Here is a 23,046-nt window from a genome sequence, read left to right as displayed (position 1 = left end):
GAGCGTGAACCTCCGAGACGTGGGAACGGGGAGGGTTCGTGCGGTGTGTTGAGCGGTTTGTCGAGCGTAAAGCGCGAAACAGCCGGTCGCTCCTCCACGGCCGTCCGTTGTGGGGGAACTCACCTGCTCTGTCACCGGTTCGATGGAAGAGGTGGGAACGCCGGTACGGTCGGGACATGGACATGTCCTGGTGGTGGATCGCGTTCGCTGTTGTCGTGCTGCTCGCGCTCGTGGCGGCGCTCGCCGATGGGCGGGGGCGGGGAGGGCGGCGGCCCGGCGGGCGTTCCGGCAGGTCGGCCGGGGCGCGCTCGGGCGGGCGTCCGGGCGGGCGGACGCGCCCGCCGGCGGGGCCGGGGCGTGGGCCGGGGCCGGAGCGCGAGCCGCGTCCGGGTGAGATCTGGTGGGCCGAGGTGCCCTACGAGGACGGGCCCGGGGCGAAGGACCGGCCCTGTCTCGTGCTGTCGGTACGGGGTGGCTCGGCGCGCGTCGCGAAGATCACCAGCAAACATCACCAGGAGCGGCCCGGGGTGATCGCGCTGCCCGCGGGAACGGTGGGGGATGCGCGGGAGAGGGCGAGTTTCCTGGAGACGGACGAATTGCGGGAGGTCGCCGTGCGGGGGTTCCGACGGCGGGTGGGCGTGGTGGACCCGGCGGTGTGGGAGCGGGTGCGCGGGCTCGGCTGAGGCCGGGGCGCGAGGCGCCCGCGGTGCGGCCCGGGGGACGGTCCCGCCCGCCGGACGGGCCGGCCCGTCCGGCTCGTCCGGTGATCGGGTACGGGGGCCAAGGGCTGCCCCGTAATCCGTGGTGGAGGAGCGCGCGGCGTCGGATGCGGTGCGTCGCAAGGCGAAGGAACATCCGCATACTGGATGTATGCGGATGTTCCGACAACGCGGCGAGGTGACGTAGCTGGTCGGGCGCCCGCCAGGGATGACGGGGCAGCCCTTACGCCCAAAGCTGGCCGTGCAGCGTTTCGATGGCCGCTTCCGTCGTCGGGGCGGTGTAGACGCCCGTCGACAGGTACTTCCAGCCGCCGTCCGCCACGACGAAGACGATGTCGGCCTGCTCCCCCGCCTTGACGGCCTTGTTTCCGACTCCGATCGCGGCGTGGAGCGCGGCGCCGGTGGAGACGCCCGCGAAGATGCCCTCCTGCTGGAGGAGTTCGCGGGTACGGGTGACGGCGTCCGCGGAGCCGACCGAGAAGCGGGTGGTGAGGACCGAGGCGTCGTACAGCTCGGGCACGAAGCCCTCGTCGAGGTTGCGGAGCCCGTAGACCAGGTCGTCGTAGCGCGGCTCGGCAGCGACGATCTTGACGTCGGGCTTGTGTTCGCGCAGGTAGCGGCCGACGCCCATGAGCGTGCCGGTGGTGCCGAGGCCCGCCACGAAGTGGGTGACGGACGGGAGGTCGGTGAGGATCTCGGGGCCGGTGGTGGCGTAGTGGGCGCCCGCGTTGTCGGGGTTGCCGTACTGGTAGAGCATCACCCAGTCGGGGTGCTCGGCGGCCAGTTCCTTGGCCACGCGTACGGCCGTGTTGGAGCCGCCGGCCGCCGGGGAGGAGATGATCTCGGCGCCCCACATGGCGAGCAGGTCACGCCGTTCCTGGGAGGTGTTCTCCGGCATGACGCACACGATGCGGTAGCCCTTGAGCTTGGCCGCCATGGCGAGCGAGATGCCGGTGTTGCCGCTGGTGGGCTCCAGGATGGTGCAGCCGGGGGTCAACCGGCCGTCCTTCTCCGCCTGTTCGACCATGTGGAGCGCGGGGCGGTCCTTGATCGAGCCGGTGGGATTGCGGTCCTCCAGCTTGGCCCAGATACGGACGTCGGCCGAGGGCGACAGCCGCGGCAGGCGGACGAGCGGGGTGTTGCCCACCGCGGCGAGCGGGCTGTCGTACCGCATCAGTTCATGCCGCCGGCGACGGCCGGGAGGATGGTGACGTTGTCGCCGTCGCTGAGCTTGGTGGAGATGCCGTCCAGGAAGCGGACGTCCTCGTCGTTGAGGTAGACGTTCACGAAGCGGCGGATTTCGCCGCCGTCGACGATGCGCTCGCGGATCCCGTTGTGGCGGCTGTCCAGATCCGTGAAGAGGTCGGCGAGGGTCTCTCCGTCGCCCTCGACGGCCTTGGCGCCGTCGGTGTAGGTGCGGAGGATGGTCGGGATGCGGACCTCGATGGCCATGGCGTGGGCTCCTGTCGGATGCGGAGAGGTGGCGTGGGGCGCGCGGCTCTGCCCCCGCGCAGGGGTTTGGTGCGTTTCGGACGGGTGCTCGGGCCTCGGGGCCCGGCTCAGGCCCGGCGGCCGGCGGGCAGGCGGCTCGTACAGATCGCGCTGGAGAGCCTGCACAGGTCGACGTGCAGCCGCGCAACGAGCAGCATGCCCGGCGTCTTCTCGCTCACGTCATGGGGAACCATGCGGTCATCGTATCGATTCCCGGTCCGTGATCCGGAGTGTGATCTCACCTGGTGGATGATTGACGTTCGCCAGGCGGACAGGGCCGCGAACGGCCCGGCCCCGCCCGGCCCACGGGGCGACGGGGCAGGGCGGGGCAAGGGGGTCAGGCGGGCTCGTACGCCTCGACGACCTCGACGGGCTCCTCGGTGATCTCGCCTTCCACGATGCGGTAGGAGCGGAACTGGAAGGGGCCCGCGTCGTCGGTGTCCGCGGTGGACACGAGGACGTAGTGCGCGCCGGGTTCGTTGGCGTACGTGACGTCGGTGCGGGAGGGGTAGGCCTCGGTCGCGGTGTGGGAGTGGTAGACGATCACCGGCTCCTCGTCGCGGTCGTCCATCTCGCGGTAGAGCTTGAGGAGGTCGCCCGAGTCGAACTCGTAGAAGGTGGGCGAGCGGGCGGCGTTGAGCATGGGGATGAACCGTTCGGCCCGGCCGGTTCCGGCCGGGCCCGCGACCACGCCGCACGCCTCGTCGGGGTGGTCGGCGCGGGAGTGCGCGACGATCTGGTCGTAGAGCGCCTGGGTGATGGTCAGCATGGCGCCCAGGATAGGCGGGCGGGCCCCCGTGTACCGAGGAGTGGTACGCGGGGGCCCGCATGGTGGACGCGGCCGTCGGGACGGCGGTCGCCGGGGACGGTTCGGGGTCCGCGCGACGTGGTCTCAGCTCTTCGCGAAGGCCTTGTTCTCGGGGTTGCGGGCCCTGAGCACCAGGTACGAGACACCGAGGGCGGCCGCCCAGAACGGGGCGCAGTACAGCGAGACCCTGGTGTCCTTGTCGATGCCCATCATCACGAGGACCAGGCCGATGAAGGCCAGTGCGAAGACGCTGGTGTACGGGGCGCCGGGGGCCCGGAAGCCGGATCGCGGGAGTACGCCGAGGTCGGCGAGGCGGCGGTAGCGGATCTGGCAGACGAGGATCATGATCCACGCCCACATGCCGGAGATGGTGGCGAAGGAGACGACGTAGGTGAAGGCGTCACCGGGCCACTGGTAGTTGATCCAGACGCCGACGAGCATCAGGGCGGCGGAGAAGGTGGTGCCGACCAGCGGGGTACCGCTCCTGGTGAGACGGGTGAAGAACTTCGGGCCCTGTCCGTTGAGCGCGAGGTCGCGGAGCATGCGGCCGGTGGAGTACATGCCGGAGTTGCAGGAGGAGAGGGCCGCGGTCAGTACGACGAAGTTGACGATGCCGGCGCCGATACCGAGGCCCATCTTCCGGAACGAGGCGACGAACGGTGAGATGCCGGGCTGGAACTCGGCCCACGGAACCACGGAGAGGATCATGACGAGGGCGCCGATGTAGAAGACCGCGATGCGCCACGGCACGGTGTTGATGGCCTTGGGCAGGACGGTCTTCGGGTCCTTGGACTCGCCCGCGGTGACGCCGACGAGCTCCACGGCGAGGAACGCGAACATCACGATCTGCAGGGTCATCAGGGTGCCCTTGATGCCGTGCGGGAAGAAACCGCCGTCGTCCCAGAGGTGGGCGACGGACGCGGTGTCCCCGGCGTCGGAGAAGCCGAGGGTGAGAATTCCGGCGCAGATGAGGATCATGCCGACGATCGCCGTCACCTTGACCATCGAGAACCAGAATTCCAGCTCCCCGAAGAGCTTTACGGAGATCAGGTTCACGCCATACAGGATGACCGTGAAGACCAATGCCGACACCCATTGCGGGATGTCGAACCAGAACGTCATGTACTGGGCGGCGGCAGTGACTTCGGTGATTCCGGTGACGACCCAGAACAGCCAGTAGGTCCAGCCGGTGACAAAACCTGCGAAGGGCCCGATGAATTCACGGGCGTACTCCGAGAAGGATCCCGACACCGGGCGGTACATGAGAAGTTCGCCCAGGGCGCGCATGATGAAGAAGATCACCAGGCCCGCGACGGCATAAGCCAGGACGAGACTGGGGCCGGCCTTGGAGATCGCCTTTCCCGCGCCGAGGAAGAGGCCGGTGCCTATGGCCCCGCCGATGGCGATCATCTGGATCTGACGGGCGCCGAGGGCCCGCTGGTACCCCTCGCCCGTCGCGCCGGCATCCGCGGCCGGTGCGGCCGGTCGGCCGCTCTGTCCCTTGTCGACCTGCGCCGATGTCATGTGCTGCGCCTTTCTCCACGCCGGTCCGCGCCGTCGAAGCCGCGGACCAGGTCCTGATCCCCCCGGATATGGATGGAGTGCCACCGGCGGTCGCCGGCTTGTAGCGCCCTCGGGAACAAGGGTGGCGTCCCCGAGTGGTCGTGAAGATTTATCACAGGCACACGGGTGAATCACCGGAGCCCATGTGTCGCACAGCACAGGAAAAAGCGGACAAGGGTTTTCAGTCGCCGCATAAGCGACCGTTCAGGTGACGGGATCGTTATTCGGATTTGAGCGTCTGTTGAGCGAACGCTCCTCGTCCGGGATCAAGGAATCGGGACGCGGGAATCCCGGAAACCCGGATCGGGCCCGAAGAGCCCGAAAGCCGCGACCGAATCGGGGCCCGGAAGCACGGAAGCCGGGACCTGGACCGGGGCCGGGAAGCACGGACACCAGGACCGTTCGAGAAGCGCGCGGAATAGCGGCCCGGAGGCCGGGGGACCGGAATGCCGGGAACTACGGCATCAGGGTTTCCACCAGGGTCTCCTGGAGCGCGCCGAGCCAGAGATAGGCCATGACCATCGGCTTGCGCGGATCGCTGTCGGGAAGCCGGTAGAGCGATCCGGCCTCGCCCTCGTCGTCGTCGGACACCTCCAGACGGGTGCCGATGGTGAGCCGGAGATCATTGAGGGCGCCGAGCCAGTGACGGCATTCGTCGCCGGAGAGCTTGAGCACGGCGCCACCGTCCTCGGCGACGGACAGGGCGTCCAGGGTTCGTACGACGGTGAGGGCGTCCTCACGCTTGCGGGCGCGCAGATCGTTCTCGGTGAAGCGGCGGAACTCCGCGGACGCGGCACGCAGTTCGCTGTCCTCGTCGCCGTACGCCTCGGGGAAGAGGCGCGCCAGCGCGGGGTCGGTGGGCGGTTCGCTGGGCCCTTCCGCGAAGAGGGCGGCCAGCGGGTCCTCGCCGTCGGCGGGTTCGTCGCCGGGGCCGATCAGTTCCAGCAGCTGGACGGCGAGGGAGCGCAGGATCGCGACCTCCACGTCGTCGAGCGCGACGGCCGCGCCGCCGCCGGGGGTGGCCTCGAAGTGGCCGGCCATGGGTTTTCTCCGATGGTGGGTCGGGCGGGGCAGTGAGGGAACGGATCGTTCTAGTTGCGGTCCTGCGTGAGGGTGGCCCACAGTCCGTAGCCGTGCATGGCCTGGACGTCGCGCTCCATCTCCTCGCGGCTGCCGCTGGAGACGACGGCGCGGCCCTTGTGGTGGACGTCCAGCATCAGCTTGTGGGCCTTGTCCTTGGAGTAGCCGAAGTAGGCCTGGAAGACATAGGTCACATAGCTCATGAGATTGACCGGGTCGTTGTGGACCAGCGTCACCCAGGGGACGTCGGGCTCGGGGACGACGAGACTCTCCTCGGCCGATTCGGGACGCTCGATCTCTGTGGGGGCGACGCTCACCCACCCCATGCTGCCACTCGGGAGGGGTCATCGCACAAACGACCCGAGATCTCGTCACTCTGACGAAATAGGGGTAGCATCCGGAGCATGAACTCTGCGGACCTTGGGCGACGGGTCGGTGTGCCGTCGACGGCACTCTTCACCGACCAGTACGAGCTCACGATGGTGCAGGCCGCGCTGAAGGCCGGCACGGCCGACCGGCGCTCGGTCTTCGAGGCATTCACCCGCCGGCTGCCGGAGGGCCGGCGCTACGGCGTCGTCGCGGGCATCGGACGGGTGCTCGACGCGGTGGAGAACTTTCACTTCGACGACGAGATGCTCACCTTCCTGCGCGAACAGGACGTCGTCGACGGGCCCACGCTCGCCTGGCTGGCCGACTATCGCTTCAACGGCGACATCTGGGGCTACCCGGAGGGCGAGGTGTACTTCCCCGGCTCGCCGATCCTGCGGGTCGAGGGCTCCTTCGCCGAGTGCGTGCTGCTGGAGACGGTGATCCTCTCGATCCTGAACCACGACTCGGCGATCGCCGCGGCGGCGTCGCGGATGTCCGCGGCGGCGGGCGGACGCGGCCTGATCGAGATGGGTGCACGCCGCACCCATGAACTGTCGGCGGTGGCGTCGGCGCGTGCCGCGTACATCGGCGGCTTCGACACCACCTCCGACCTGGCCGCGGGCTTCCGCTACAACATCCCGACCGTCGGGACGAGCGCCCACGCCTTCACCCTGCTCCACGACACCGAGCGCGACGCGTTCCGGGCCCAGGTCGACTCGCTGGGCCGGGGGACGACGCTGCTGGTCGACACGTACGACGTCGCCGAGGCGGTCCGTACGGCGGTCGAGGTCGCCGGAACCGACCTCGGTGCCGTACGCATCGACTCCGGGGACCTGCTGCTGGTCGCGCACCGGGTGCGGCAGCAGCTGGACGAGCTGGGCGCCACCGGGACGAAGATCGTGGTGACGTCGGATCTGGACGAGTACGCGATCGCCTCGCTGGCCGCGGCGCCCGTCGACGCGTACGGGGTGGGCACGCAGCTGGTGACCGGCAGCGGGCAGCCCACCTGCTCGATGGTGTACAAGCTGGTCGCCCGCGCCGGCTCCGCCGACCCCGCGGAGCCGCTGCGCCCGGTCGCGAAGAAGTCGCTCGGCTCGAAGTCGTCGATGGGCGGTCGAAAGTGGGCCGCGCGCCGGCTGGACTCGAACGGCGTGGCCGAGGCGGAGGTGATCGGCACCGGTCCCGTGCCCCCGGAGCTGGCCGACCGGCAGCTGCTGGCCGAGCTGGTCAGGGGCGGTGAGGTGATCGCCCGCGAGCCGTTGGACGCGGCGCGGGCGCGGCACATGACGGCGCGGGCGGCGCTGCCGATGTCGGCGATGCAGCTGTCCCGCGGGGAACCGGTGATCCCCACGGAGTACGCGTGAGGGTGCGGGCACGGGGAAGGTGACCGGGCCCGCCCGGCGGCCGTGCCGTCCCCCGTCGCCGAACGGGCCCGGCAGCGCTTGAACCCGCTGCCGGCACACCGTCCCCTCCCTGAACCGCTCCCGAGTCTCTAGGCTCGAACACGTCCCTCATGACCGCCGACCCGTCCCCCACCGAAGGACACCCGTCATGCACCGCGCCTTGATCGTCGTGGACGTCCAGAACGACTTCTGCGAGGGCGGCAGCCTCGCCGTGGCGGGGGGCGCCGATGTCGCCGCCGCCATCACCGACCTGATCGGCGAGGCCCAGCCCGGGTACCGCCATGTGGTGGCCACCCGTGACCACCACATCGACCCCGGCAGCCACTTCTCCGCACAGCCGGACTTCGAGCACTCCTGGCCCGCCCACTGTGTCGCCGGCACGGAGGGGGTGGGATTCCACCCGAACTTCGCTCCCGCGGTCGCCTCGGGAGCGATCGACGCGGTGTTCGACAAGGGGGCCTACGCCGCTGCGTACAGCGGCTTCGAGGGCCTCGACGAGAACGGTGTGGGGCTGGCCGACTGGCTGCGGGACCACGGGATCGCCGAGGTCGACGTGGTCGGCATCGCGACCGATCACTGCGTGCGGGCGACGGCGCTGGACGCGGTCCGGGCCGGCCTCACGACGCACGTGCTGCTCGACCTGACCGCGGGGGTCGCCGAGGAGACCACGGAACGGGCGCTGGAGGAGCTCCGCAGGGCAGGCGTGAAGCTCTCCGGCAAGCCCGTGGTGTAGCGGGGCGGGTCGGTCGAGGCCCCACCCCGTCGCTCCCCCGTCGCCCCTGCCTCAGGCCGGGCGGCGGGCCGGTACGGACGGACGGAGCAGCGCTCGGATCGGATGCCAGAGCTCCTGCGCCCGCTGGGGCCGGGCCCGCCAGAGCACCCCGTCGGGGTGGTGGAGCACGGCGGTGATCTCGTCGGGCGTGGGCGGCTCCGCGTTGCCGCGGAGATAGACCGCGCGCAGGCCCAGATTGCGCAGCCGGGTCAGCGCCCTGGCCCGGTTGGCCGCGTGTACCAGGACCCGGACCGGGGTACCCGGACCTGTTCCGTCCGCCGGACCGGTCAGGGTGATCGCCACCACCACCGTGCCGTTCGGCAACTTGCTGAACCCTCCGCCTGCCATGCTCCGCGCTCCCCCGTGAGACGTCATGTCAATAAGGATCTGAACAAGAGGCACCTAAACACGATCGGCCGCCGCCCGCTAGAGGGCGACGGCCGATCAAGCTCTGACCTGCGGTGATGTGGAACTACTTGTGCGAGGGTCCCACCTTGACGATCATCGTCGAGCCGTCGCGCGGCTCGCTGACGACCGTGATCCGGGTGTTCGTGTCAGCGACCTGAACGCTTCCGGTCTTGTTCTCCGCGTACCAGTAGGTTCCCTTGTGGTCGTCGAAGACCGGGATGCCGAGCTGCGGCTTGATCTGCACCGGCACATCGGCGTTGTGCAGGGTGAAGCCGTCGGTCGCGTACCGGCTGAAGGGTGCGTCGAAGGGCTGGATCTTGTTGCGGATGATCGTGCCGTCCGCCCACTTCAGCGGCTTGGCGTGCGCGTCGATCGGCAGGATCAGGCCCTTGCCCGGGTGGGTGGAGACATTGTTGTTCTTCTGGGAGGTGTCCCACTGCCAGATGAGCAGACCGTTCTGGTACGGGTAGTGCTCGACCCAGTCCGGACGGGTCTTGGAGAAGCCGAAGTTGTACGGGCCGACCTTGAGGGTCTGGTCGTAGCTGACGTACTGGCGGTTCTCCGCGATGTAGAACTGCGGGTAGTCCTTGGTGAACGACTCGCCGACGCGGGAGAAGCCCTTGGCGGTCCAGCCGTTGTCGTCACCCTCGGCGTTGTCCGAGAAGATCACGGCGCCGTCGGCGGTGATCGAGATGGTGTCGGCCGCGAAGCCGACACCGCCCGCACCGCCGTCGGTGGCGTAACGGAAGCGGATGTCGATCTTCTTGCCCGCGTAGGCGTCCAGCGGGTAGGAGAGCTTCTGGTACGTACCGGAGACGTCGGTCAGGGCCGGCTTGTCACTGGCGTCGCGCGGGAGCGCCTTGCCGTCGGCGGTGCCGTCGATCGCGGTCCAGCTGGTGCCACCGTTCTCCGACACCTCGGTGTAGAGGAAGTCGTAGTCCTTCTCGATGTCCCAGAAGCCCGCGAGGTCCAGGGACGCCTTGGACTTGCCGGTCAGGTCGACCGAACGGGACAGGGTGTTGTTCAGGTTGTCGCCCATGTCGCTCCACCACTGCTTGGAGCCCTCCGCGGGCTTCGTGACAGGGGTGGTGACGGGCTTGTCGGGCAGCGTGACGAGGAGCGCCTGCTTGTCCTTGGTGTTGTACTCGGACACGCCCAGCTTGTGCGTGGAGTCCGTCGCGGCCTTGGCCTCGGCGTAGTTGAGCCAGCCCAGCTGGAGCTTGTCCCAGGCGGTCATGTCGCCGGGCAGGTCACCGATCTGGTTCTTGCCGGTGCCGAGCCAGGAACCGGCCGACATCAGGGACCAGAAGCCGACCGAGTTCTCGGCGCGGTTGGTGGTGTCGTACAGATCGGGCAGGCCCAGGTCGTGGCCGTACTCGTGGGCGAAGACGCCCAGGCCGCCGTTCTCGGGCTGCGCGGTGTAGTCGCCGACCCAGATGCCCGTGTCACCGATCTCGGTGCCGCCGGCCTTGTTGTAGGCCGGACCGGTCGCGCCGGCGTCGGTGCCGTAGGCGTACCAGCGGTGCGCCCAGACGGCGTCGGTGCCCTGCGCGCCGCCGCCCGCGGACTCGTCCTCACCGGCGTGGACGATCTGGAAGTGGTCGATGTAGCCGTCCGGCTCGTTGAAGTCGCCGTCGTTGTCGTAGTCGTAGCGGTCCCACTGGTCGTACTGCGCCAGATCGGCCTTGATCTGGTCCGTGGTACGGCCCTTGGCCTTCTGGTCGGCGGCCCAGGCGTTCACGCCGTCGCGGACCATGTCCCAGACGTTGGCGCAGTTGGTCGAGCCGCAGTAGTTGGAACCGTAACGGGCCTCGTTGTACGGGATCTTGACCCAGTCGGTGACCTGGCCGTCGACCGAGTAGCGCCCGGAGGACGTCTTCTCGTAGTAGGTCTTCAGCGAGTTCTTGCCGGCGCCCGTACCGAAGTAGAGGTCCTGGAAGTGCGCCTGGTTGTAATCGGCCTGCCAGGCGGTGCTGTTGTCCTTCTTGGGGTCCGGCTTGGCGATCGTGTTGTGCGCCGGGCCGGGCGTGCCGCCGTACTTCGGAACGGCCGGCTCGGGGCCGTCGCCGTCCGGGTCGTACATGGTCGTGTTGTCGACCTTGTCGCCGAACTCGACCAGGATCGTGAAGATCTTGTCGGTCTTCTCACGGCCGAGCTCGACGTACTTCTTGTCGTCGAGCTTGACGACCTGGGAGCCGTCCCGCTTCGATATCTTCTTGTCGCCCGATATGACCTTTTCCAGGGCGGCCTGACGCTGCGCGTCCTGCTGCTCGCTGAAGGGGCCCTTCAGATCGTGCTCGTTGCCCTTGGCCGAGCCCGGGTCGCGGCGCTCGACCGCGGAGCCCTTGGCCCCTGATGCATGGTCATCCGCCTGAGCGGTGGCGAAAGCTGACGCCGTGGCAGCCGTGGCGGCCATGGCCACGACAACCGCTGCGGCGCGAAGCGCCCGTCTGTGAGTGGTCACTTGATGCAGTCCTCCCCGCGCCCGCGGCTGCGGCCTGGGGTGGTGTGGTGGGGGCCGCGCGCGGATACGCGTCACAAGTGACGACATTCGACCGGAGTTACGAGAGAAAAGACAGATCTTGACTTGAACAGGCCAAGTGCACTATGCAGGAGCACATTTCCGTTATCCGGACGTTCACCACGCAGGCAACCAGCGCGTCACAGCCCAAGCCCGAAGCACGGAATGACTCCGTGCGCCCCCCATGCACCGGTACCGTGGGTTAGGTCACGCTTACTACCGGCTCCTCTCGGGCATCCACCGTCGTAGAGTCGCTTGACAGTGCGACCGTGTTGAGAGATTGCCCATCCGATGCCCCGAGGACGGATACCGCCATGCCGCGTATCACTGCCGCACAGTTCTCCTACGGTTCGGTCACCGTCGTCTTCTCGACCCTCGCCATGCTGCTGCTCTCCCGTACGGGTTCGGGCCTCGGCATCGCCGTCATCGGGACCGCGGCGCTCGCGCTCGGTCTGCTGGTGGCCGTGACCGTACCCCTCCCGTCCCGGGCGAAAACAGCGAAGCCGTCGAGGGCCGGGGCCGCAGCCCGTGCGAACCAGGACGTGGTTTCCGCCGCCGTCGAGGCCGAGGGCCTCGCCCGCGACGGGGCCCAGGCCCCGAGCCCGGCGGCCCGCGCCGCCGAGCAGCGCGGAGCGGCGCGTGCGGACGTTCGCCTGAACGAGCACTCCCTGCGGCGCTGAGCTCGAAGGCCTCGGTCTCCGTACGGGTTCGACGACCGAACCCGTACGGAGACCGAGGCCTTCGTGGCGCGGGTGAGTGCCCGGATCAGTTGGTCTGGACGACCACCGTCTTCGCCGCCTTGTCCTGCAGGCCCTGCCGGTAGGGCTTGTCCGTGAACATGAGGACGATGTTGATCAGCCACCACAGGCAGGGGCAGCACAGCAGCGCCGGCAGCCACAGCACCACAGCCCGCAGGAACGCCGCCCCGGTGTCCGGCACCCGGCCGTCGTTGAGCATCGCGACCCGCAGCTTCAGCAGCCGTTTGCCGATGGTCCGGCCGTCCTTGTGCGTGAAGTACGTGTCGTACGCGACGTAGACCACCAGCCCGATCAGTGACCAGAGCAGCTGGTGCCCGCTGTACGTCTGGCTGAAGACGTTGCCGACACCGTTGTTGCCGGTGTTGTCGTTCGACACCTCGACCGCGCCGCCCCAGGGCAACGAGATCAGGTACAGCGGGATCGAGATGATCAGGAAGTCGATCAGCCGGGCCAGAATCCGCTTTCCCGGCTCGCCGAGCGGCGGCATACCGGCCAGCGGATCGACACCCCCGTACGGGCCGCCGCCATAGGGACCGGGTTCGTACGGCGGCGGAGGAGGAGGCGGTGGCGGAGGACCGCCGCCGTACGGCGAACCCGAGGACGGCCCCTGAGGCCCTTGGGGACCCTGAGGACCCTGCGGCTCCTGCGGTCCCTGTGACCCCTGCGGCTTCTTGAGGAACGGGTCGTCCTCGGGTGGCTCACCGGACGTCGGCTGATCGTTGCTCATGGGGGCAGTGCATCCCGGCCCACGGGCGCCCGCAACGGCTCAGGTGCGTTCGGGGGAACGGGGTCTCCTCCGAGACCCTCACCCGATGGGCCGTCAGCCGGACGAGTGCGCTCGGCGGCTCCCCCGGACGGGTCGGCCCCGATGCCGCGCGGCCGACCCGTCCTGTCGGTACGACAGGCCGGCGTTCGGTGTCAGCCCGCGACGAAGGTGTGCGCCGCCTTGTCGTGCCAGCACTGCCGCCACGGCCGGTCGAACAGGCACCAGAGCACATTGACCACCCCGACCACCAGGACACCCAGCACGCCGTAGACCAGCCAGCGGCGCAGCGCGGCCCCGAAGGCCGGGGCCTCGTGGGACTCGATGTCCCGTACTTCGAGCCCGCAGAGCCTCTTGCCGAGCGTACGGCCCCACTTGGCGGTCGGCAGCGCCTCCAGCAGGACGCCGAGCACCAGGAACGCGCCGAGCACCGCGCCGAACAGACCGGCCGTGGTGGAGTCCACCAGCCAGACGGTGACCGTCTCGCCGGACAGCTTCGCCGCGCTGATCTTCTCGTCGATGTGGTCCATCGCCCGCGAGACGAGCGGGAACCCGATCGCGCCGACCAGCGCGGCCAGCACCACCGTGTCGACGAGCCGGGCGGCGAACCGCTTGCCGAGTCCGGCGGGCCTCGCCGATGCCTGGGCCTGCGCGAGCTGCTGGAAGGGGTCCTCGACCGGGGGCTTCCAGGGCACGACGGGCTGATCCGGCTGTCCACCCCGCCCACCGAACTGCGGTTGGGGCTGCTGCGCCTGGAGCGGGAACCGGGGCTGGGGGTGGGCGGCCTGCTCGGGGTGGGCCAGCTGATGGACCTGCTGCGCCCAGGAGGCGGCGCCACCGCCCTGACCCGCCGTGAGAGGGCTGTGGGGCCCGGCTGGGGCAGGGGCGGCCGGGGCGGCCGGGGCAGGCGCGGGACGCGGGTCCGGAGCCGGGGCGGGGGGCTGCGCCGGGGTCTGCGCGGGAGGCCGCTGGCCGGTCCCCGGGGAGAGCGCGCGCATCGCCATCGTCCCGTCCGCGGGCGGCTGTTCCGTCGTCCGGGGAGCGGGCGGACGGGTACCGGGGCCCACGGCGCGGATCGCGACCGTCCCGTCGGTGGGCGGCCCTCCCGCGTCGCCGCCGCTGCCCGTACCGCCGCCACCGGGACGGCCCGTGCGGTCGCCCCGGATCGCGACGGTGTTCTCGGGTGCCCCGCCGCCGTCGCGCACGATGGGCAGCGCACCGCCCGCCGGGTCCGGGGAAGCGGGCCGGCGCGGGTCCGCGGGAGCACGGTCGACGGGCGTCCGGACCGCGGGGGCGCGATCGGCCGGGACCAGGCCGCCCGGCGCCCGGACCGCGGGGAGACGGTCGGCCCGGTCCCGGCCGGCCTCCGGCCCCGACGGCCCGCTCGGCTCACCGCGTGGGTCCTGCGCGCCGGGGTGTCCGGTGCCGCCCCAGGAGACCCGCCGGTCGTGTTCTCCGCCGAAGCCGGTCTGCCGGGACGCGTCCGCCTGCCAGGCGGTGGCCGGTTCAGGACGGTTGTCCGCGAAGGGCTCCTCGTCGAGGAAGACCGGACCGGTCTCGTCCACCGGTGCGTCGGCCGACGCGGACACCGGGGCCGTCGACTGCGGTCCACCCGCCCCTCCGGCGGGTGCCGCGGGCGCCGGATCGCCCTGCTGAGGGGCGGGCCGGCTCGTGCCGGGCACCCACGAAGCGCCGTTCCAGTACCGGACGTATCCGGGAATGGACGGGTCGGGGTAGTACCCCTCGCGGGGGCTTTCGTCACCGGGTGCCGGGGTTGGGGCGCTCATCACCGTGGTCCCGTATCTCTTCGAGGCCGCAATTCAACGGGTCCACATCTATCAGACGCCCGCCTGCCCCTGGGTGGCTCCAGGGGATTGGGCCACTTTCCGGTCACCCGGAAATTCTTTCCCGAAGTCGCGTCATAGGTGGCGGGGAGGGCGCTCTCTCCCAGTGCGGACCGGTCACGGGACCGGCCCACAGGCACTGGAAGGACGCACTCATGCACACCGTCGTGGAACGCGAGCTGGAGTTCAAGCTGGTTCTGTCGCCCGAGCGCAGCATCCCCGTCCCGGCCCGGCTGACGTATCGCACGGAGGATCCGTACGCCGTGCACGTCGCCTTCCACATCGGCTCCGAGTACCCCGTCCACTGGACGTTCGCCCGCGAACTGCTGGTCGAGGGCGTGTTCCGGCCGTGCGGCCACGGGGACGTACGGATCTGGCCGACCAAGGTCGACGTCCACAACGTCATCTTCGTGGCGCTGACTTCGCCGGACGGCGACGCGCTGCTGGAGATGCCGTCCGCCACGGTGGCCGCCTGGGTGGAGCGGACGCTGCGGCTGGTCCCGCCGGGCACGGAGTCCGAGCGGCTGGGCATCGACGAGGGTCTCGCCGAGCTGCTCGCGCCGCTGCCGGCCGACGACCTGTGGCTGAGCGACCCGTGGGGGCCGGACGATTCGCAGGACGGCGACGCGTGAACGGCCGCGGTGCCGGCGGGCCGTCAGAACACCTTGCCCGGGTTGAGCAGCCCCAGCGGGTCGAACGCCTGCTTGATGCCCCGGTGCAGTTCGACGCCCACCTCGCCGAGCTCGCGCGCCAGCCACTCCTTCTTCAGGACCCCGACCCCGTGTTCGCCGGTGATCGTGCCGCCGAGCGCCAGTCCGAGCGCCATGATCTCGTCGAAGGACGCACGGGCCCGCCGGGACTCGTCGGCGTCGGTGTGGTCGAAACAGACGACGGGGTGGGTGTTGCCGTCACCCGCGTGCGCGCAGACACCGATGGTGAGGCCGTACTTCTCGGCGACGGCGGCGGTGCCTTCGAGCATCGCGCCGAGTTTCGAGCGCGGTACGCAGACGTCGTCGATCATCGTGGCCGACTTGACGGTCTCCAGCGCGGTGAGCGACATCCGCCGGGCCTGGAGCAGCAGGTCGGACTCGGCGGCGTCCGCCGCGGGGACCACCTCGGTGGCGCCCGCGGCGGTGCACAGCTCGGCGACGGCGGCCAGGTCGGCCGAGGGGTCCGGGGTGTCGAAGGCGGCGAGCAGGAGCGCCTCGGTGGTGTCGGGGAGGCCCATGGAGGCCATCCTGTTGACGGCACGGACCGTCGTACGGTCCATCAGTTCGAGGAGTGACGGGGTGTGACCACGCTCCATGATCCGGCAGATCGCGTCGCAGGCGGTGGCCGCGCTCGGGAACTCGGCGGCCAGGACCAGCTGCCGCGGCGGCCGGGGCTTCAGCGCCAGCACGGCCCTGACGACGATGCCGAGGCTGCCCTCCGAGCCCACGAAGAGCCGGGTGAGGTCGTAGCCGGCAACGCCCTTCGCGGTGCGGCGGCCGGTGGTCAGCAGCCGCCCGTCGGCGAGGACGACGTCCAGGCCGAGCACGTACTCCGCGGTGACCCCGTACTTCACGCAGCACAGACCGCCGGACGCGGTGCCGATGTTGCCGCCGATGGTGCATGTCTCCCAGCTGGAGGGATCCGGCGGATAGCAGAGACCGTGCTCGTCGACCGCCCGGGAGAGCACCGCGTTGACGACGCCCGGTTCGACGACCGCGATCCGGTCGACCGGGCTGATCTCCAGGATCCGGTCCATCTTCACCAGGGACAGCACGACGCAGCCGTCGGAGGCGTTGGCCGCGCCCGACAGGCCGGTGCGGGCCCCCTGCGGGACGACCGGGACGCGCAGGGCCGTGGCCGTGCGCATGACGTGCTGGACCTGCTCGACCGTGCGCGGGAGCACCACGACGGCCGGTGTGCCCGCGTCGCAGAAGCTCGCCATGTCGTGGGCGTACGAGGCGGTGATGTCGGGATCGGTGATCAGGGCCTCGTCGGGCAGCCCCGCACGCAGTCGTTCGAGAAGACCGTTCATGATCTGAGCGTGGCACCCGGGGCCCATTGGTGTGAACCCGTTTGCGGCTGCCTCCGCAAGGAGCGGTGTGCTCTTCGTACTGACGCAGAGTGATCGGCATGGATGTCATGCCGCAGCAGCCTCCGGAGTCCCCCGATTCGACCGAGCCTCCCCTGGAGCCCCCCGGAACCCGGCCGGTACCGCCGGACCCGGCGGCGTCGGACGAGCTGCCGCCCCTGTCGCTGCGGAAGACGCTGCGCAGGGCGGCCATGGGCATGGTGGCGGGTGCGGTGCTGGTGGCGGGTGCGGTGGTGGCCGTGCCGGAGGACGAGAAGAAGTCCGCGCCGCCGCCTGCGCCGGGTCCGGTGTCGCGGGCTCTGGAGGCGACGGGCCTGGGCCGTCCCGCCTCGCTCTCCGATCTGACGGCGCTGATGGGGGACCGGCAGCAGTGGGTGGGCACGCATCCTTCCGACGCGGGGGCGTGGGCCCTGCTCGGTACGTCCTACGTGGAGTGGGGGCAGCGCTCCGCGGACGAGTCGTACTACGGCCGGGCCGAGCAGGCGCTGCAGCGTTCGCTGAACGTCCGGCCCGGTGAGAACGGGAACACCGCGGCCTGGGTGGGACTCGCGACGCTCGCCAATGCCCGGGGCGACTTCGGCGCGGCGAAGAAGTGGGGCGAGAAGGTCCGTGCGCGGGAGCCGAAGCAGTGGACGGCCTACCCGCCCCTGATCGACGCGTACAACGGCCTCGGTGACTACAAGGCCTCGCGCACGGCGGTGGAGAGGTTCGCGGCGCTGCGCCCCGGCGACGCCGCGCTGCTGCGTACGGCGCGGATGTACCGGGACCGCGGGCAGCGGGAGGCCGCTCTGGCGAACGCGCAGGCGGCGGCCGACCGGGCCACGGCCCCGGCGCAGAAGGCGGAATGCCTGTATCTGCTGGGCGAACTGGCCTGGGAGCGGGGCGAGCCCGAGGGGGCGGTGGCGCAGTACGGCGCGGCGCTGCGGACCGACCGCGCCCACCCCGGGTCGCTCGCGGGCCGGGCCAGGGCGCTGGCCGCGCTCGGCCGTACGGACGAGGCGCTGCGCGACTACCGGGCGGCGCTGGCTCTCCTCCCCCGGCCCGAGTACATGCTCGAACTGGGCGAGTTGTACGAGTCGCTGGGCCGGGACGACGATGCCCGGAGCCAGTACGGACAGCTCGGTGAGGCTCTCGCGCGCGGCGACGCCCAGGGAGTGGACAACGCGCTGCTGCGCGGCCGTTTCGAGGCCGCTCACGGGGATGCGGCGGTGGCGGTGGAGCTGTTGCGGACGGAGTGGGGCCGATCGCACCGCAGCGCGGCCGTGGCGGACGCGCTGGGCTGGGCGCTGCACCGCTCCGGCGACTCGTCCGCCGCGCTGCAGTACGCGACGCAGGCGGTCGACACGGGTGGGCAGAACGCCTCGTACATGTCCCACCTGGGCGCGATTCAGCAGGCGTTGAAGGACTACGGTCCGGCGCGCCGCAACCTGGCGGCGGCACTGCGCACCAATCCGCACTTCTCACCGCTGGAGGCCCCGGCCTCGCAGGAGGCACTGGACTCGCTGGCCCGGCTCACGGCGGGCGGACCGCAGGACATGCGGCCCGCCCCGGAACCCGAGCCGGCTGCGTGGGCCGGGCCAAAAGCACCCGCGCCGACGCCGCAGCGGCAGGCCTCCGCGAGGACCCCGGCCCCGCCGGCGGAGCCGAGCGCACCGGGCACCGCCGGGCCGAGACCGCCGGATCCGGACCTGTGGCCCGCAGCGGGGGCGCCCGGCCCCGGCACCCACGCCCCGGGCAGCCGCTGACAGGCCGCCGGGGACGATCCGCCCGCGCTCGGGGACCGGGGCGTGCCCGCCCGGTGGGGCCGTACCAGGGGCGGGGCCCCGGTCTCGCCCCAGGCCCCGCCGTCACGCCCCGGGGATCAGAGGTTGCCGCGCTTCTCCTGCTCGCGCTCGATCGCCTCGAACAGGGCCTTGAAGTTGCCCTTGCCGAAGCCCATCGAGCCGTGGCGTTCGATCATCTCGAAGAAGACGGTCGGGCGGTCCTGGACCGGCTTGGTGAAGATCTGCAGCAGGTAGCCGTCCTCGTCGCGGTCGACGAGGATCTTCAGCTCGCGCAGGATCTCCACCGGGACCCGGGTCTCGCCCGCCCACTCGCCGAGGGTGTCGTAGTACGAGTCGGGGGTGTCCAGGAACTGGACGCCGGCCGCCCGCATCGCGCGGACCGAGGCGACGATGTCGTTCGTGGCGAGCGCGATGTGCTGGACGCCCGCGCCGCCGTAGAACTCCAGGTACTCGTCGATCTGGGACTTCTTCTTGGCGATGGCCGGCTCGTTGATCGGGAACTTGACCTTGAGCGTGCCGTCGGCGACGACCTTGGACATGAGCGCGGAGTACTCGGTGGCGATGTCGTCGCCCACGAACTCCTTCATGTTGGTGAAGCCCATGACCTTGTTGTAGAAGCCGACCCACTCGTTCATCCGGCCGAGTTCCACATTGCCGACGCAGTGGTCGATGGCCTGGAAGAAGCGCTTGGCGGGCGGCTCGACGATCGGGGTCGCGGCGACGAAGCCGGGCAGGTAGGGGCCGTCGTAGCCGGTGCGCTCGACGAGGGTGTGACGGGTCTTGCCGTACGTGGCGATGGCGGCGAGCACGACCGTGCCGTGCTCGTCCTTGACCTCGTGCGGCTCGGTGAGACCGAGGGCGCCGTGCTCCACCGCGTACGCGTAGGCCGCTCGGGCGTCCGGGACCTCGATGGCCAGGTCGACGACACCGTCGCCGTGCTCGGCGACGTGGTCGGCGAGGAAGCGGCCGTGGTCGGTGGACGCCTTGATGACGGAGGTGAAGACGAAACGGGCGGACCCGTTGGTCAGGACGTAACTCGCCGTCTCGCGGCTGCCGTTCTCCGGTCCGGAGTAGGCGACCAGCTTCATGCCGAAGGCCGTCGAGTAGTAGTGCGCGGCCTGCTTGGCATTGCCGACGGCGAAGACGACCGCGTCCATTCCCTTGACCGGGAAGGGGTCGGCCTGCCGGGCAGTGTCGGGGGTGGTGTGCAGAGTCTCAGTCATGTTCGAAGGCTCTCGCCGCTTCGCAAGGTGCGCAACAGTTCGCGAATTCACTGGGCAATATGCCCAGCCGAAACGGACGATGGCCGGGCTATCTGTACATGATGACCATCACAGCGACCCCGGAGGCGGACCATGGCGATCGATCGACTGGACGGGCGGCTCATCGTACTGCTGGCCCGCGAACCCCGTATCGGCGTCCTGGAGGCATCGCGCCGGCTCGGCGTGGCGCGCGGGACGGTGCAGGCCCGCCTCGACCGGCTTCAGTCGAATGGAGTCATTCGCGGATTCGGCCCGACCGTCGATCCGGCGGCGCTCGGCTACCCCGTCACCGCGTTCGCGACCCTGGAGATCAAGCAGGGTCAAGGGGTCGACGTGCGGGCCCACTTGGCCGGTGTTCCGGAAGTGCTGGAGCTGCACACGACCACGGGGCACGGCGACATGCTCTGCCGTCTCGTCGCGCGTTCCAACGCCGATCTTCAACGGGTGATCGACCGGGTTGTCGGTTTTGATGGCATCGTCCGGGCCTCCACGGCCATCGTCATGGAGAACCCGGTTCCACTGCGCGTCATCCCGCTCGTCGAGCAGGCCGCGGGGGACGACGACTGAGCCGAGGAGTGACGTGTGAGCTTCTGGGAGTATCTGGGCAACCGGCACCAACAGCTGCTCACCGACGCGTACCAGCACGTCAGCGCCGTGTTCCAGTGCATGGTCATCGCCACACTGCTCGGCGTCCTGATCGGCGTCGTCACCTATCGCAGCGGATGGGCCGGGTCGCTGGCCATCACATCGACGGCGACGATCCTCACCATTCCCTCGCTCGCCGCGATCGGTCTGCTCATCCCGCTGGTCGGGCTGGGGGTCGCGCCCACGGTGATCACGCTGACGCTGTACGGGCTGCTGCCCATCGTCCGCAACTCCATCGTGGGGCTGCGCGGCGTCGATCCGGCGCTGGTCGACGCGGCACGGGGCATCGGGATGTCCCGGGCGGCCCGGCTGTGCCGGGTGGAACTGCCGCTCGCCTGGCCGCCGATCCTCACCGGCATCCGGGTCTCCACGCAGATGCTGATGGGCATCGCCGCCATCGCCGCGTACGCCTCGGGCCCCGGCCTGGGCAACGAGATCTTCCGCGGCATCGCCTCGCTGGGCAGCGCCAACGCGATCAATCAGGTGCTCGCGGGCACGCTCGGCATCGTCGTCCTCGCCCTGCTCTTCGACGCCGCGTACGTACTGCTCGGGCGGCTCACCATCCCCAGGGGGATCCGTGTCTGAGACCGCCGGCTCCGGGCCCTCCGGCTCCGCCACCGCCCACGGGAGCACGGTCGCCGGTGACGCCGCGACGACACGGACCACGTCCGGCGCCACCATCCACCTGGACAACCTGACCAAGCGCTACCCGGGCAACCCGAACCCGGCGGTGGACAACGTCTCGATGGACATCAGGGCCGGCGAGACGGTGATCTTCGTCGGCCCGTCCGGCTGCGGCAAGTCCACCACCCTGAAGATGATCAACCGGCTGATCGAGCCGACGTCCGGGCGGATCAGGATCAACGACGAGGACGTCACCGACATCGACCCGGTGAAGCTGCGCCGCAAGATCGGATACGCGATCCAGTCGTCCGGGCTCTTCCCGCACATGACGGTCGCCGAGAACATCGCCCTCGTACCGAGGATGGTCGGCTGGTCGAAGTCGAAGGTGAAGGACCGGGTCGAGGAGATGCTCGATCTGGTCGGCCTGGATCCGCGGGAGTTCCACGGGCGCTATCCGCGGGCACTGTCCGGCGGACAGCAGCAGCGAGTGGGCGTGGCACGGGCCCTGGCGGCCGATCCGCCGGTGCTTCTGATGGACGAGCCGTTCGGCGCGGTCGACCCGATCACCCGCGACCACCTCCAGGACGAGCTGATCCGCCTCCAGCACGAGCTGCACAAGACGATCGTCTTCGTCACCCACGACTTCGACGAGGCGATCAAGCTGGGTGACCGGATCGCCGTGCTGCGGGAGCGTTCGCACATCGCGCAGTTCGACACCCCCGAGGCGATCCTCACCAACCCGACGGACGACTTCGTCTCGGGCTTCGTCGGTGCCGGGGCGGCGCTGAAGCGGCTCAACCTCACCCGCGTACGGGATGTCGAGATGGCACAGTTCCCGACGGTGACGGTCGACGACCCGCTCCAGTCGATCTTCAACAGGCTCCGCGGAGGCACGCACAACGAGCTGCTGATGCTGGACCGCAGGAACCGTCCGTACAAGTGGCTGCGGCGCGGCGACCTGATGCGGGCCCGGGGCTCACTGGCGCGCGCCGGGCAGCTGGTCCACGACACCGTGACGCGCGACGCGACACTGCACGACGCGCTGGAGGCGGTGCTGACCGACAGCGGCGGACGGGTCGCGGTGACGGGGCGGCGCGGCGAGTTCATCGGGGTCGTCGACATGCAGACCCTGATGAACTCCGTCCATGAACTGCTGGAGGCCGACCGGCTCGCCGCCATCGAGCACCAGCACGACCTGGAGGAGCTCCGCACCCACCAGACCGAACAGGAGCTGGAGGGCGGTGCGGGCACATGACTCCCAACTCCCCGCTGGATCCCGGATCGAGGCGGTCCCGGCGCTCCCTGCGCCCGGCACCCGCGTCCGACAAGGACCGCCCGCCCGGCGAACACGACGTCAGGGGCCACGCCTTCCGCGACGAGGAGGAGGAACCCGCGCCGCCACCCGCCGGGCCGCGACGCCGGGTCACCTGGCGCAAGCTGGTGTTCCTGCCGCTCGCGCTCGCGGTCGTCCTGGCCGCCACCTATCTGTGGATCACCAACGTCCACCTCGACTCGATCGCGCGGAACTCGCTCACCGGCGGCAATGTGCAGCTGCGCTGGTGGCAGCATGTGCGGCTGACGGCGATCTCGACGTTCTGGGTGCTGATCATCGCCGTCCCGCTGGGGATCGCGCTGACCCGGCGCGGGCTGCGCAGGGGCGCCCCGCTGGTCACGGCGATCGCCAACATCGGGCAGGCGACACCGGCGATCGGCCTGCTGGCACTGCTGGTGATCTGGCTGGGCATCGGCCCGTCGACGGCGATCATCGGCATGGTGATCTACGCGGTGCTGCCGGTCTTCTCGAACACGGTGGCCGGTCTGAAGGCGATCGAACCGAACCTGGTCGAGGCCTCCCGCGGCATCGGCATGTCCGCGATGGGGACGCTCACCAAGGTCGAACTGCCGCTCGCCGTACCGCTGATCCTGGCCGGTGTGCGGACGGCGCTGGTGCTCAACGTCGGCACGGCGACCCTGGCCACCTTCGTCGGCGGCGGCGGCCTCGGGGACCTGATCACCTCGGGCATCCAGACCCAGCGGATGCCGGTGCTGGTGCTCGGTTCCGTACTGACGGTGGTGCTGGCGCTGCTGGTGGACTGGCTGGCCTCGCTGGTCGAGCTGGCGCTGACGCCGCGTGGACTGGAGGTGGGGTGAG

Annotated in this window: 23 protein-coding genes; 10 read left to right on the top strand and 13 right to left on the bottom strand. The window is 70.3% G+C overall.

Features of this window, described 5'->3' with window-relative positions; genetic code table 11:
* Window positions 1-176 precede the first annotated feature (176 nt).
* Complete coding sequence (locus tag ACIRP2_RS00675; protein ID WP_404245108.1) at window positions 177-683, top strand: type II toxin-antitoxin system PemK/MazF family toxin; 507 nt, start codon at window positions 177-179, stop codon at window positions 681-683.
* Between the two features lie 259 nt (window positions 684-942).
* Here ACIRP2_RS00675 and ACIRP2_RS00670 read toward each other — a convergent pair whose 3' ends face one another.
* The 7 genes from ACIRP2_RS00670 to clpS form a co-directional block, all read right to left on the bottom strand.
* On the bottom strand, window positions 943-1,893 hold the full coding sequence (locus tag ACIRP2_RS00670) for a cysteine synthase (protein WP_361451058.1): 951 nt from the start codon (window positions 1,891-1,893) through the stop codon (window positions 943-945).
* Window positions 1,893-2,171 carry a MoaD/ThiS family protein gene (locus ACIRP2_RS00665; RefSeq protein ID WP_404245105.1) on the bottom strand — a complete coding sequence of 93 codons (279 nt, stop codon included), beginning with the start codon at window positions 2,169-2,171 and terminating at the stop codon, window positions 1,893-1,895. Before ACIRP2_RS00665 ends, ACIRP2_RS00670 begins: the two co-directional genes overlap by 1 nt.
* A gap of 107 nt (window positions 2,172-2,278) precedes the next feature.
* Complete coding sequence (locus ACIRP2_RS00660) at window positions 2,279-2,404, bottom strand: putative leader peptide (protein WP_404245103.1); 126 nt, start codon at window positions 2,402-2,404, stop codon at window positions 2,279-2,281.
* Window positions 2,405-2,547: 143 nt separating this feature from the next.
* Window positions 2,548-2,979, bottom strand: coding sequence for a Mov34/MPN/PAD-1 family protein (locus ACIRP2_RS00655; RefSeq protein ID WP_404245101.1), 432 nt, complete (start codon window positions 2,977-2,979; stop codon window positions 2,548-2,550).
* Window positions 2,980-3,102: 123 nt separating this feature from the next.
* On the bottom strand, window positions 3,103-4,542 hold the full coding sequence (locus ACIRP2_RS00650) for an amino acid permease (RefSeq protein WP_404245099.1): 1,440 nt from the start codon (window positions 4,540-4,542) through the stop codon (window positions 3,103-3,105).
* Window positions 4,543-5,037: 495 nt separating this feature from the next.
* Window positions 5,038-5,622 carry a DUF2017 domain-containing protein gene (locus ACIRP2_RS00645; RefSeq protein WP_404245097.1) on the bottom strand — a complete coding sequence of 195 codons (585 nt, stop codon included), beginning with the start codon at window positions 5,620-5,622 and terminating at the stop codon, window positions 5,038-5,040.
* Window positions 5,623-5,672: 50 nt separating this feature from the next.
* Window positions 5,673-5,987 (bottom strand): ATP-dependent Clp protease adapter ClpS, encoded by a 315-nt coding sequence (gene clpS / locus ACIRP2_RS00640; protein ID WP_093900291.1) that lies wholly within the window; start codon window positions 5,985-5,987, stop codon window positions 5,673-5,675.
* 78 nt (window positions 5,988-6,065) lie between these two features.
* On the opposite strand from clpS, the gene ACIRP2_RS00635 reads away from it, so the two are divergent.
* The gene (locus ACIRP2_RS00635; protein ID WP_404245094.1) at window positions 6,066-7,394 is read left to right on the top strand and encodes a nicotinate phosphoribosyltransferase; all 1,329 of its coding nucleotides are present in this window, start codon (window positions 6,066-6,068) and stop codon (window positions 7,392-7,394) included.
* A gap of 187 nt (window positions 7,395-7,581) precedes the next feature.
* A complete protein-coding gene (locus ACIRP2_RS00630; protein WP_404245092.1) occupies window positions 7,582-8,166 on the top strand; it encodes an isochorismatase family protein in 585 nt (194 codons plus the stop codon).
* Window positions 8,167-8,217: 51 nt separating this feature from the next.
* On the opposite strand, the gene ACIRP2_RS00625 is transcribed toward ACIRP2_RS00630, so the two are convergent.
* A complete protein-coding gene (locus ACIRP2_RS00625; RefSeq protein ID WP_404245090.1) occupies window positions 8,218-8,553 on the bottom strand; it encodes a hypothetical protein in 336 nt (111 codons plus the stop codon).
* Between the two features lie 124 nt (window positions 8,554-8,677).
* A complete protein-coding gene (locus tag ACIRP2_RS00620) occupies window positions 8,678-11,077 on the bottom strand; it encodes an immune inhibitor A domain-containing protein (RefSeq protein WP_404245088.1) in 2,400 nt (799 codons plus the stop codon).
* Between the two features lie 371 nt (window positions 11,078-11,448).
* Between ACIRP2_RS00620 and ACIRP2_RS00615 the strand changes: the two genes are divergently transcribed.
* The gene (locus tag ACIRP2_RS00615) at window positions 11,449-11,814 is read left to right on the top strand and encodes a hypothetical protein (protein ID WP_404245086.1); all 366 of its coding nucleotides are present in this window, start codon (window positions 11,449-11,451) and stop codon (window positions 11,812-11,814) included.
* A gap of 85 nt (window positions 11,815-11,899) precedes the next feature.
* Here ACIRP2_RS00615 and ACIRP2_RS00610 read toward each other — a convergent pair whose 3' ends face one another.
* Both ACIRP2_RS00610 and ACIRP2_RS00605 read right to left on the bottom strand, forming a co-directional pair.
* Window positions 11,900-12,619, bottom strand: a complete 720-nt coding sequence (locus ACIRP2_RS00610; protein WP_404245084.1) for an RDD family protein — start codon at window positions 12,617-12,619, stop codon at window positions 11,900-11,902.
* 191 nt (window positions 12,620-12,810) lie between these two features.
* Complete coding sequence (locus ACIRP2_RS00605; RefSeq protein ID WP_404245082.1) at window positions 12,811-14,442, bottom strand: RDD family protein; 1,632 nt, start codon at window positions 14,440-14,442, stop codon at window positions 12,811-12,813.
* A gap of 212 nt (window positions 14,443-14,654) precedes the next feature.
* On the opposite strand from ACIRP2_RS00605, the gene ACIRP2_RS00600 reads away from it, so the two are divergent.
* Entirely contained in the window at window positions 14,655-15,131 is a 477-nt protein-coding gene (locus tag ACIRP2_RS00600) for an SsgA family sporulation/cell division regulator (protein WP_404245080.1), read from the top strand.
* Window positions 15,132-15,154: 23 nt separating this feature from the next.
* Here the strand turns inward: ACIRP2_RS00600 and ACIRP2_RS00595 are convergent, their stop codons facing one another.
* A complete protein-coding gene (locus ACIRP2_RS00595; RefSeq protein ID WP_404245078.1) occupies window positions 15,155-16,522 on the bottom strand; it encodes an FAD-binding oxidoreductase in 1,368 nt (455 codons plus the stop codon).
* Between the two features lie 98 nt (window positions 16,523-16,620).
* Between ACIRP2_RS00595 and ACIRP2_RS00590 the strand changes: the two genes are divergently transcribed.
* Window positions 16,621-18,324 carry a tetratricopeptide repeat protein gene (locus ACIRP2_RS00590; RefSeq protein ID WP_404245076.1) on the top strand — a complete coding sequence of 568 codons (1,704 nt, stop codon included), beginning with the start codon at window positions 16,621-16,623 and terminating at the stop codon, window positions 18,322-18,324.
* Window positions 18,325-18,440: 116 nt separating this feature from the next.
* Here the strand turns inward: ACIRP2_RS00590 and hppD are convergent, their stop codons facing one another.
* Window positions 18,441-19,586 carry a 4-hydroxyphenylpyruvate dioxygenase gene (gene hppD, locus ACIRP2_RS00585; protein WP_404245074.1) on the bottom strand — a complete coding sequence of 382 codons (1,146 nt, stop codon included), beginning with the start codon at window positions 19,584-19,586 and terminating at the stop codon, window positions 18,441-18,443.
* A 132-nt stretch (window positions 19,587-19,718) separates the two neighbouring features.
* Between hppD and ACIRP2_RS00580 the strand changes: the two genes are divergently transcribed.
* The 4 genes from ACIRP2_RS00580 to ACIRP2_RS00565 all read left to right on the top strand — a co-directional run bounded on the left by ACIRP2_RS00580 (window position 19,719) and on the right by ACIRP2_RS00565 (window position 23,045).
* Window positions 19,719-20,192: an Lrp/AsnC family transcriptional regulator gene (locus ACIRP2_RS00580; RefSeq protein WP_404245072.1), complete on the top strand. Its 474-nt coding sequence runs from the start codon at window positions 19,719-19,721 to the stop codon at window positions 20,190-20,192.
* A 15-nt stretch (window positions 20,193-20,207) separates the two neighbouring features.
* Window positions 20,208-20,855, top strand: coding sequence for an ABC transporter permease (locus ACIRP2_RS00575; RefSeq protein ID WP_404245070.1), 648 nt, complete (start codon window positions 20,208-20,210; stop codon window positions 20,853-20,855).
* A gap of 94 nt (window positions 20,856-20,949) precedes the next feature.
* Window positions 20,950-22,149 (top strand): ABC transporter ATP-binding protein, encoded by a 1,200-nt coding sequence (locus ACIRP2_RS00570; RefSeq protein WP_404247111.1) that lies wholly within the window; start codon window positions 20,950-20,952, stop codon window positions 22,147-22,149.
* Complete coding sequence (locus ACIRP2_RS00565; protein ID WP_404245068.1) at window positions 22,146-23,045, top strand: ABC transporter permease; 900 nt, start codon at window positions 22,146-22,148, stop codon at window positions 23,043-23,045. The genes ACIRP2_RS00570 and ACIRP2_RS00565 overlap by 4 nt, the downstream gene beginning before the upstream one ends.
* Window position 23,046: the final 1 nt, after the last annotated feature.

This window comes from Streptomyces sp. NPDC101194 (assembly GCF_044767885.1).
GTDB lineage: Bacteria > Actinomycetota > Actinomycetes > Streptomycetales > Streptomycetaceae > Streptomyces.
Note: the sequence above shows the minus strand (reverse complement) of the source record. Positions and strands in the feature narration are given on the sequence as shown.

Bases quoted from the DNA above. Each gene is read 5' to 3' on its own strand.
- ACIRP2_RS00630 (WP_404245092.1), top strand. From the start codon at position 7,582: ATGCACCGCGCCTTGATCGTCGTGGACGTCCAGAACGACTTCTGCGAG.
- ACIRP2_RS00665 (WP_404245105.1), bottom strand. From the start codon at position 2,171: ATGGCCATCGAGGTCCGCATCCCGACCATCCTCCGCACCTACACCGAC.
- ACIRP2_RS00660 (WP_404245103.1), bottom strand. From the start codon at position 2,404: ATGGTTCCCCATGACGTGAGCGAGAAGACGCCGGGCATGCTGCTCGTT.
- ACIRP2_RS00565 (WP_404245068.1), top strand. From the start codon at position 22,146: ATGACTCCCAACTCCCCGCTGGATCCCGGATCGAGGCGGTCCCGGCGC.
- ACIRP2_RS00580 (WP_404245072.1), top strand. From the start codon at position 19,719: ATGGCGATCGATCGACTGGACGGGCGGCTCATCGTACTGCTGGCCCGC.
- ACIRP2_RS00645 (WP_404245097.1), bottom strand. From the start codon at position 5,622: ATGGCCGGCCACTTCGAGGCCACCCCCGGCGGCGGCGCGGCCGTCGCG.
- ACIRP2_RS00600 (WP_404245080.1), top strand. From the start codon at position 14,655: ATGCACACCGTCGTGGAACGCGAGCTGGAGTTCAAGCTGGTTCTGTCG.
- ACIRP2_RS00615 (WP_404245086.1), top strand. From the start codon at position 11,449: ATGCCGCGTATCACTGCCGCACAGTTCTCCTACGGTTCGGTCACCGTC.
- clpS (WP_093900291.1), bottom strand. From the start codon at position 5,987: ATGGGGTGGGTGAGCGTCGCCCCCACAGAGATCGAGCGTCCCGAATCG.
- ACIRP2_RS00635 (WP_404245094.1), top strand. From the start codon at position 6,066: ATGAACTCTGCGGACCTTGGGCGACGGGTCGGTGTGCCGTCGACGGCA.
- ACIRP2_RS00670 (WP_361451058.1), bottom strand. From the start codon at position 1,893: ATGCGGTACGACAGCCCGCTCGCCGCGGTGGGCAACACCCCGCTCGTC.
- ACIRP2_RS00625 (WP_404245090.1), bottom strand. From the start codon at position 8,553: ATGGCAGGCGGAGGGTTCAGCAAGTTGCCGAACGGCACGGTGGTGGTG.
- ACIRP2_RS00610 (WP_404245084.1), bottom strand. From the start codon at position 12,619: ATGAGCAACGATCAGCCGACGTCCGGTGAGCCACCCGAGGACGACCCG.
- ACIRP2_RS00605 (WP_404245082.1), bottom strand. From the start codon at position 14,442: ATGAGCGCCCCAACCCCGGCACCCGGTGACGAAAGCCCCCGCGAGGGG.
- ACIRP2_RS00675 (WP_404245108.1), top strand. From the start codon at position 177: ATGGACATGTCCTGGTGGTGGATCGCGTTCGCTGTTGTCGTGCTGCTC.
- hppD (WP_404245074.1), bottom strand. From the start codon at position 19,586: ATGACTGAGACTCTGCACACCACCCCCGACACTGCCCGGCAGGCCGAC.
- ACIRP2_RS00595 (WP_404245078.1), bottom strand. From the start codon at position 16,522: ATGAACGGTCTTCTCGAACGACTGCGTGCGGGGCTGCCCGACGAGGCC.
- ACIRP2_RS00650 (WP_404245099.1), bottom strand. From the start codon at position 4,542: ATGACATCGGCGCAGGTCGACAAGGGACAGAGCGGCCGACCGGCCGCA.
- ACIRP2_RS00590 (WP_404245076.1), top strand. From the start codon at position 16,621: ATGGATGTCATGCCGCAGCAGCCTCCGGAGTCCCCCGATTCGACCGAG.
- ACIRP2_RS00655 (WP_404245101.1), bottom strand. From the start codon at position 2,979: ATGCTGACCATCACCCAGGCGCTCTACGACCAGATCGTCGCGCACTCC.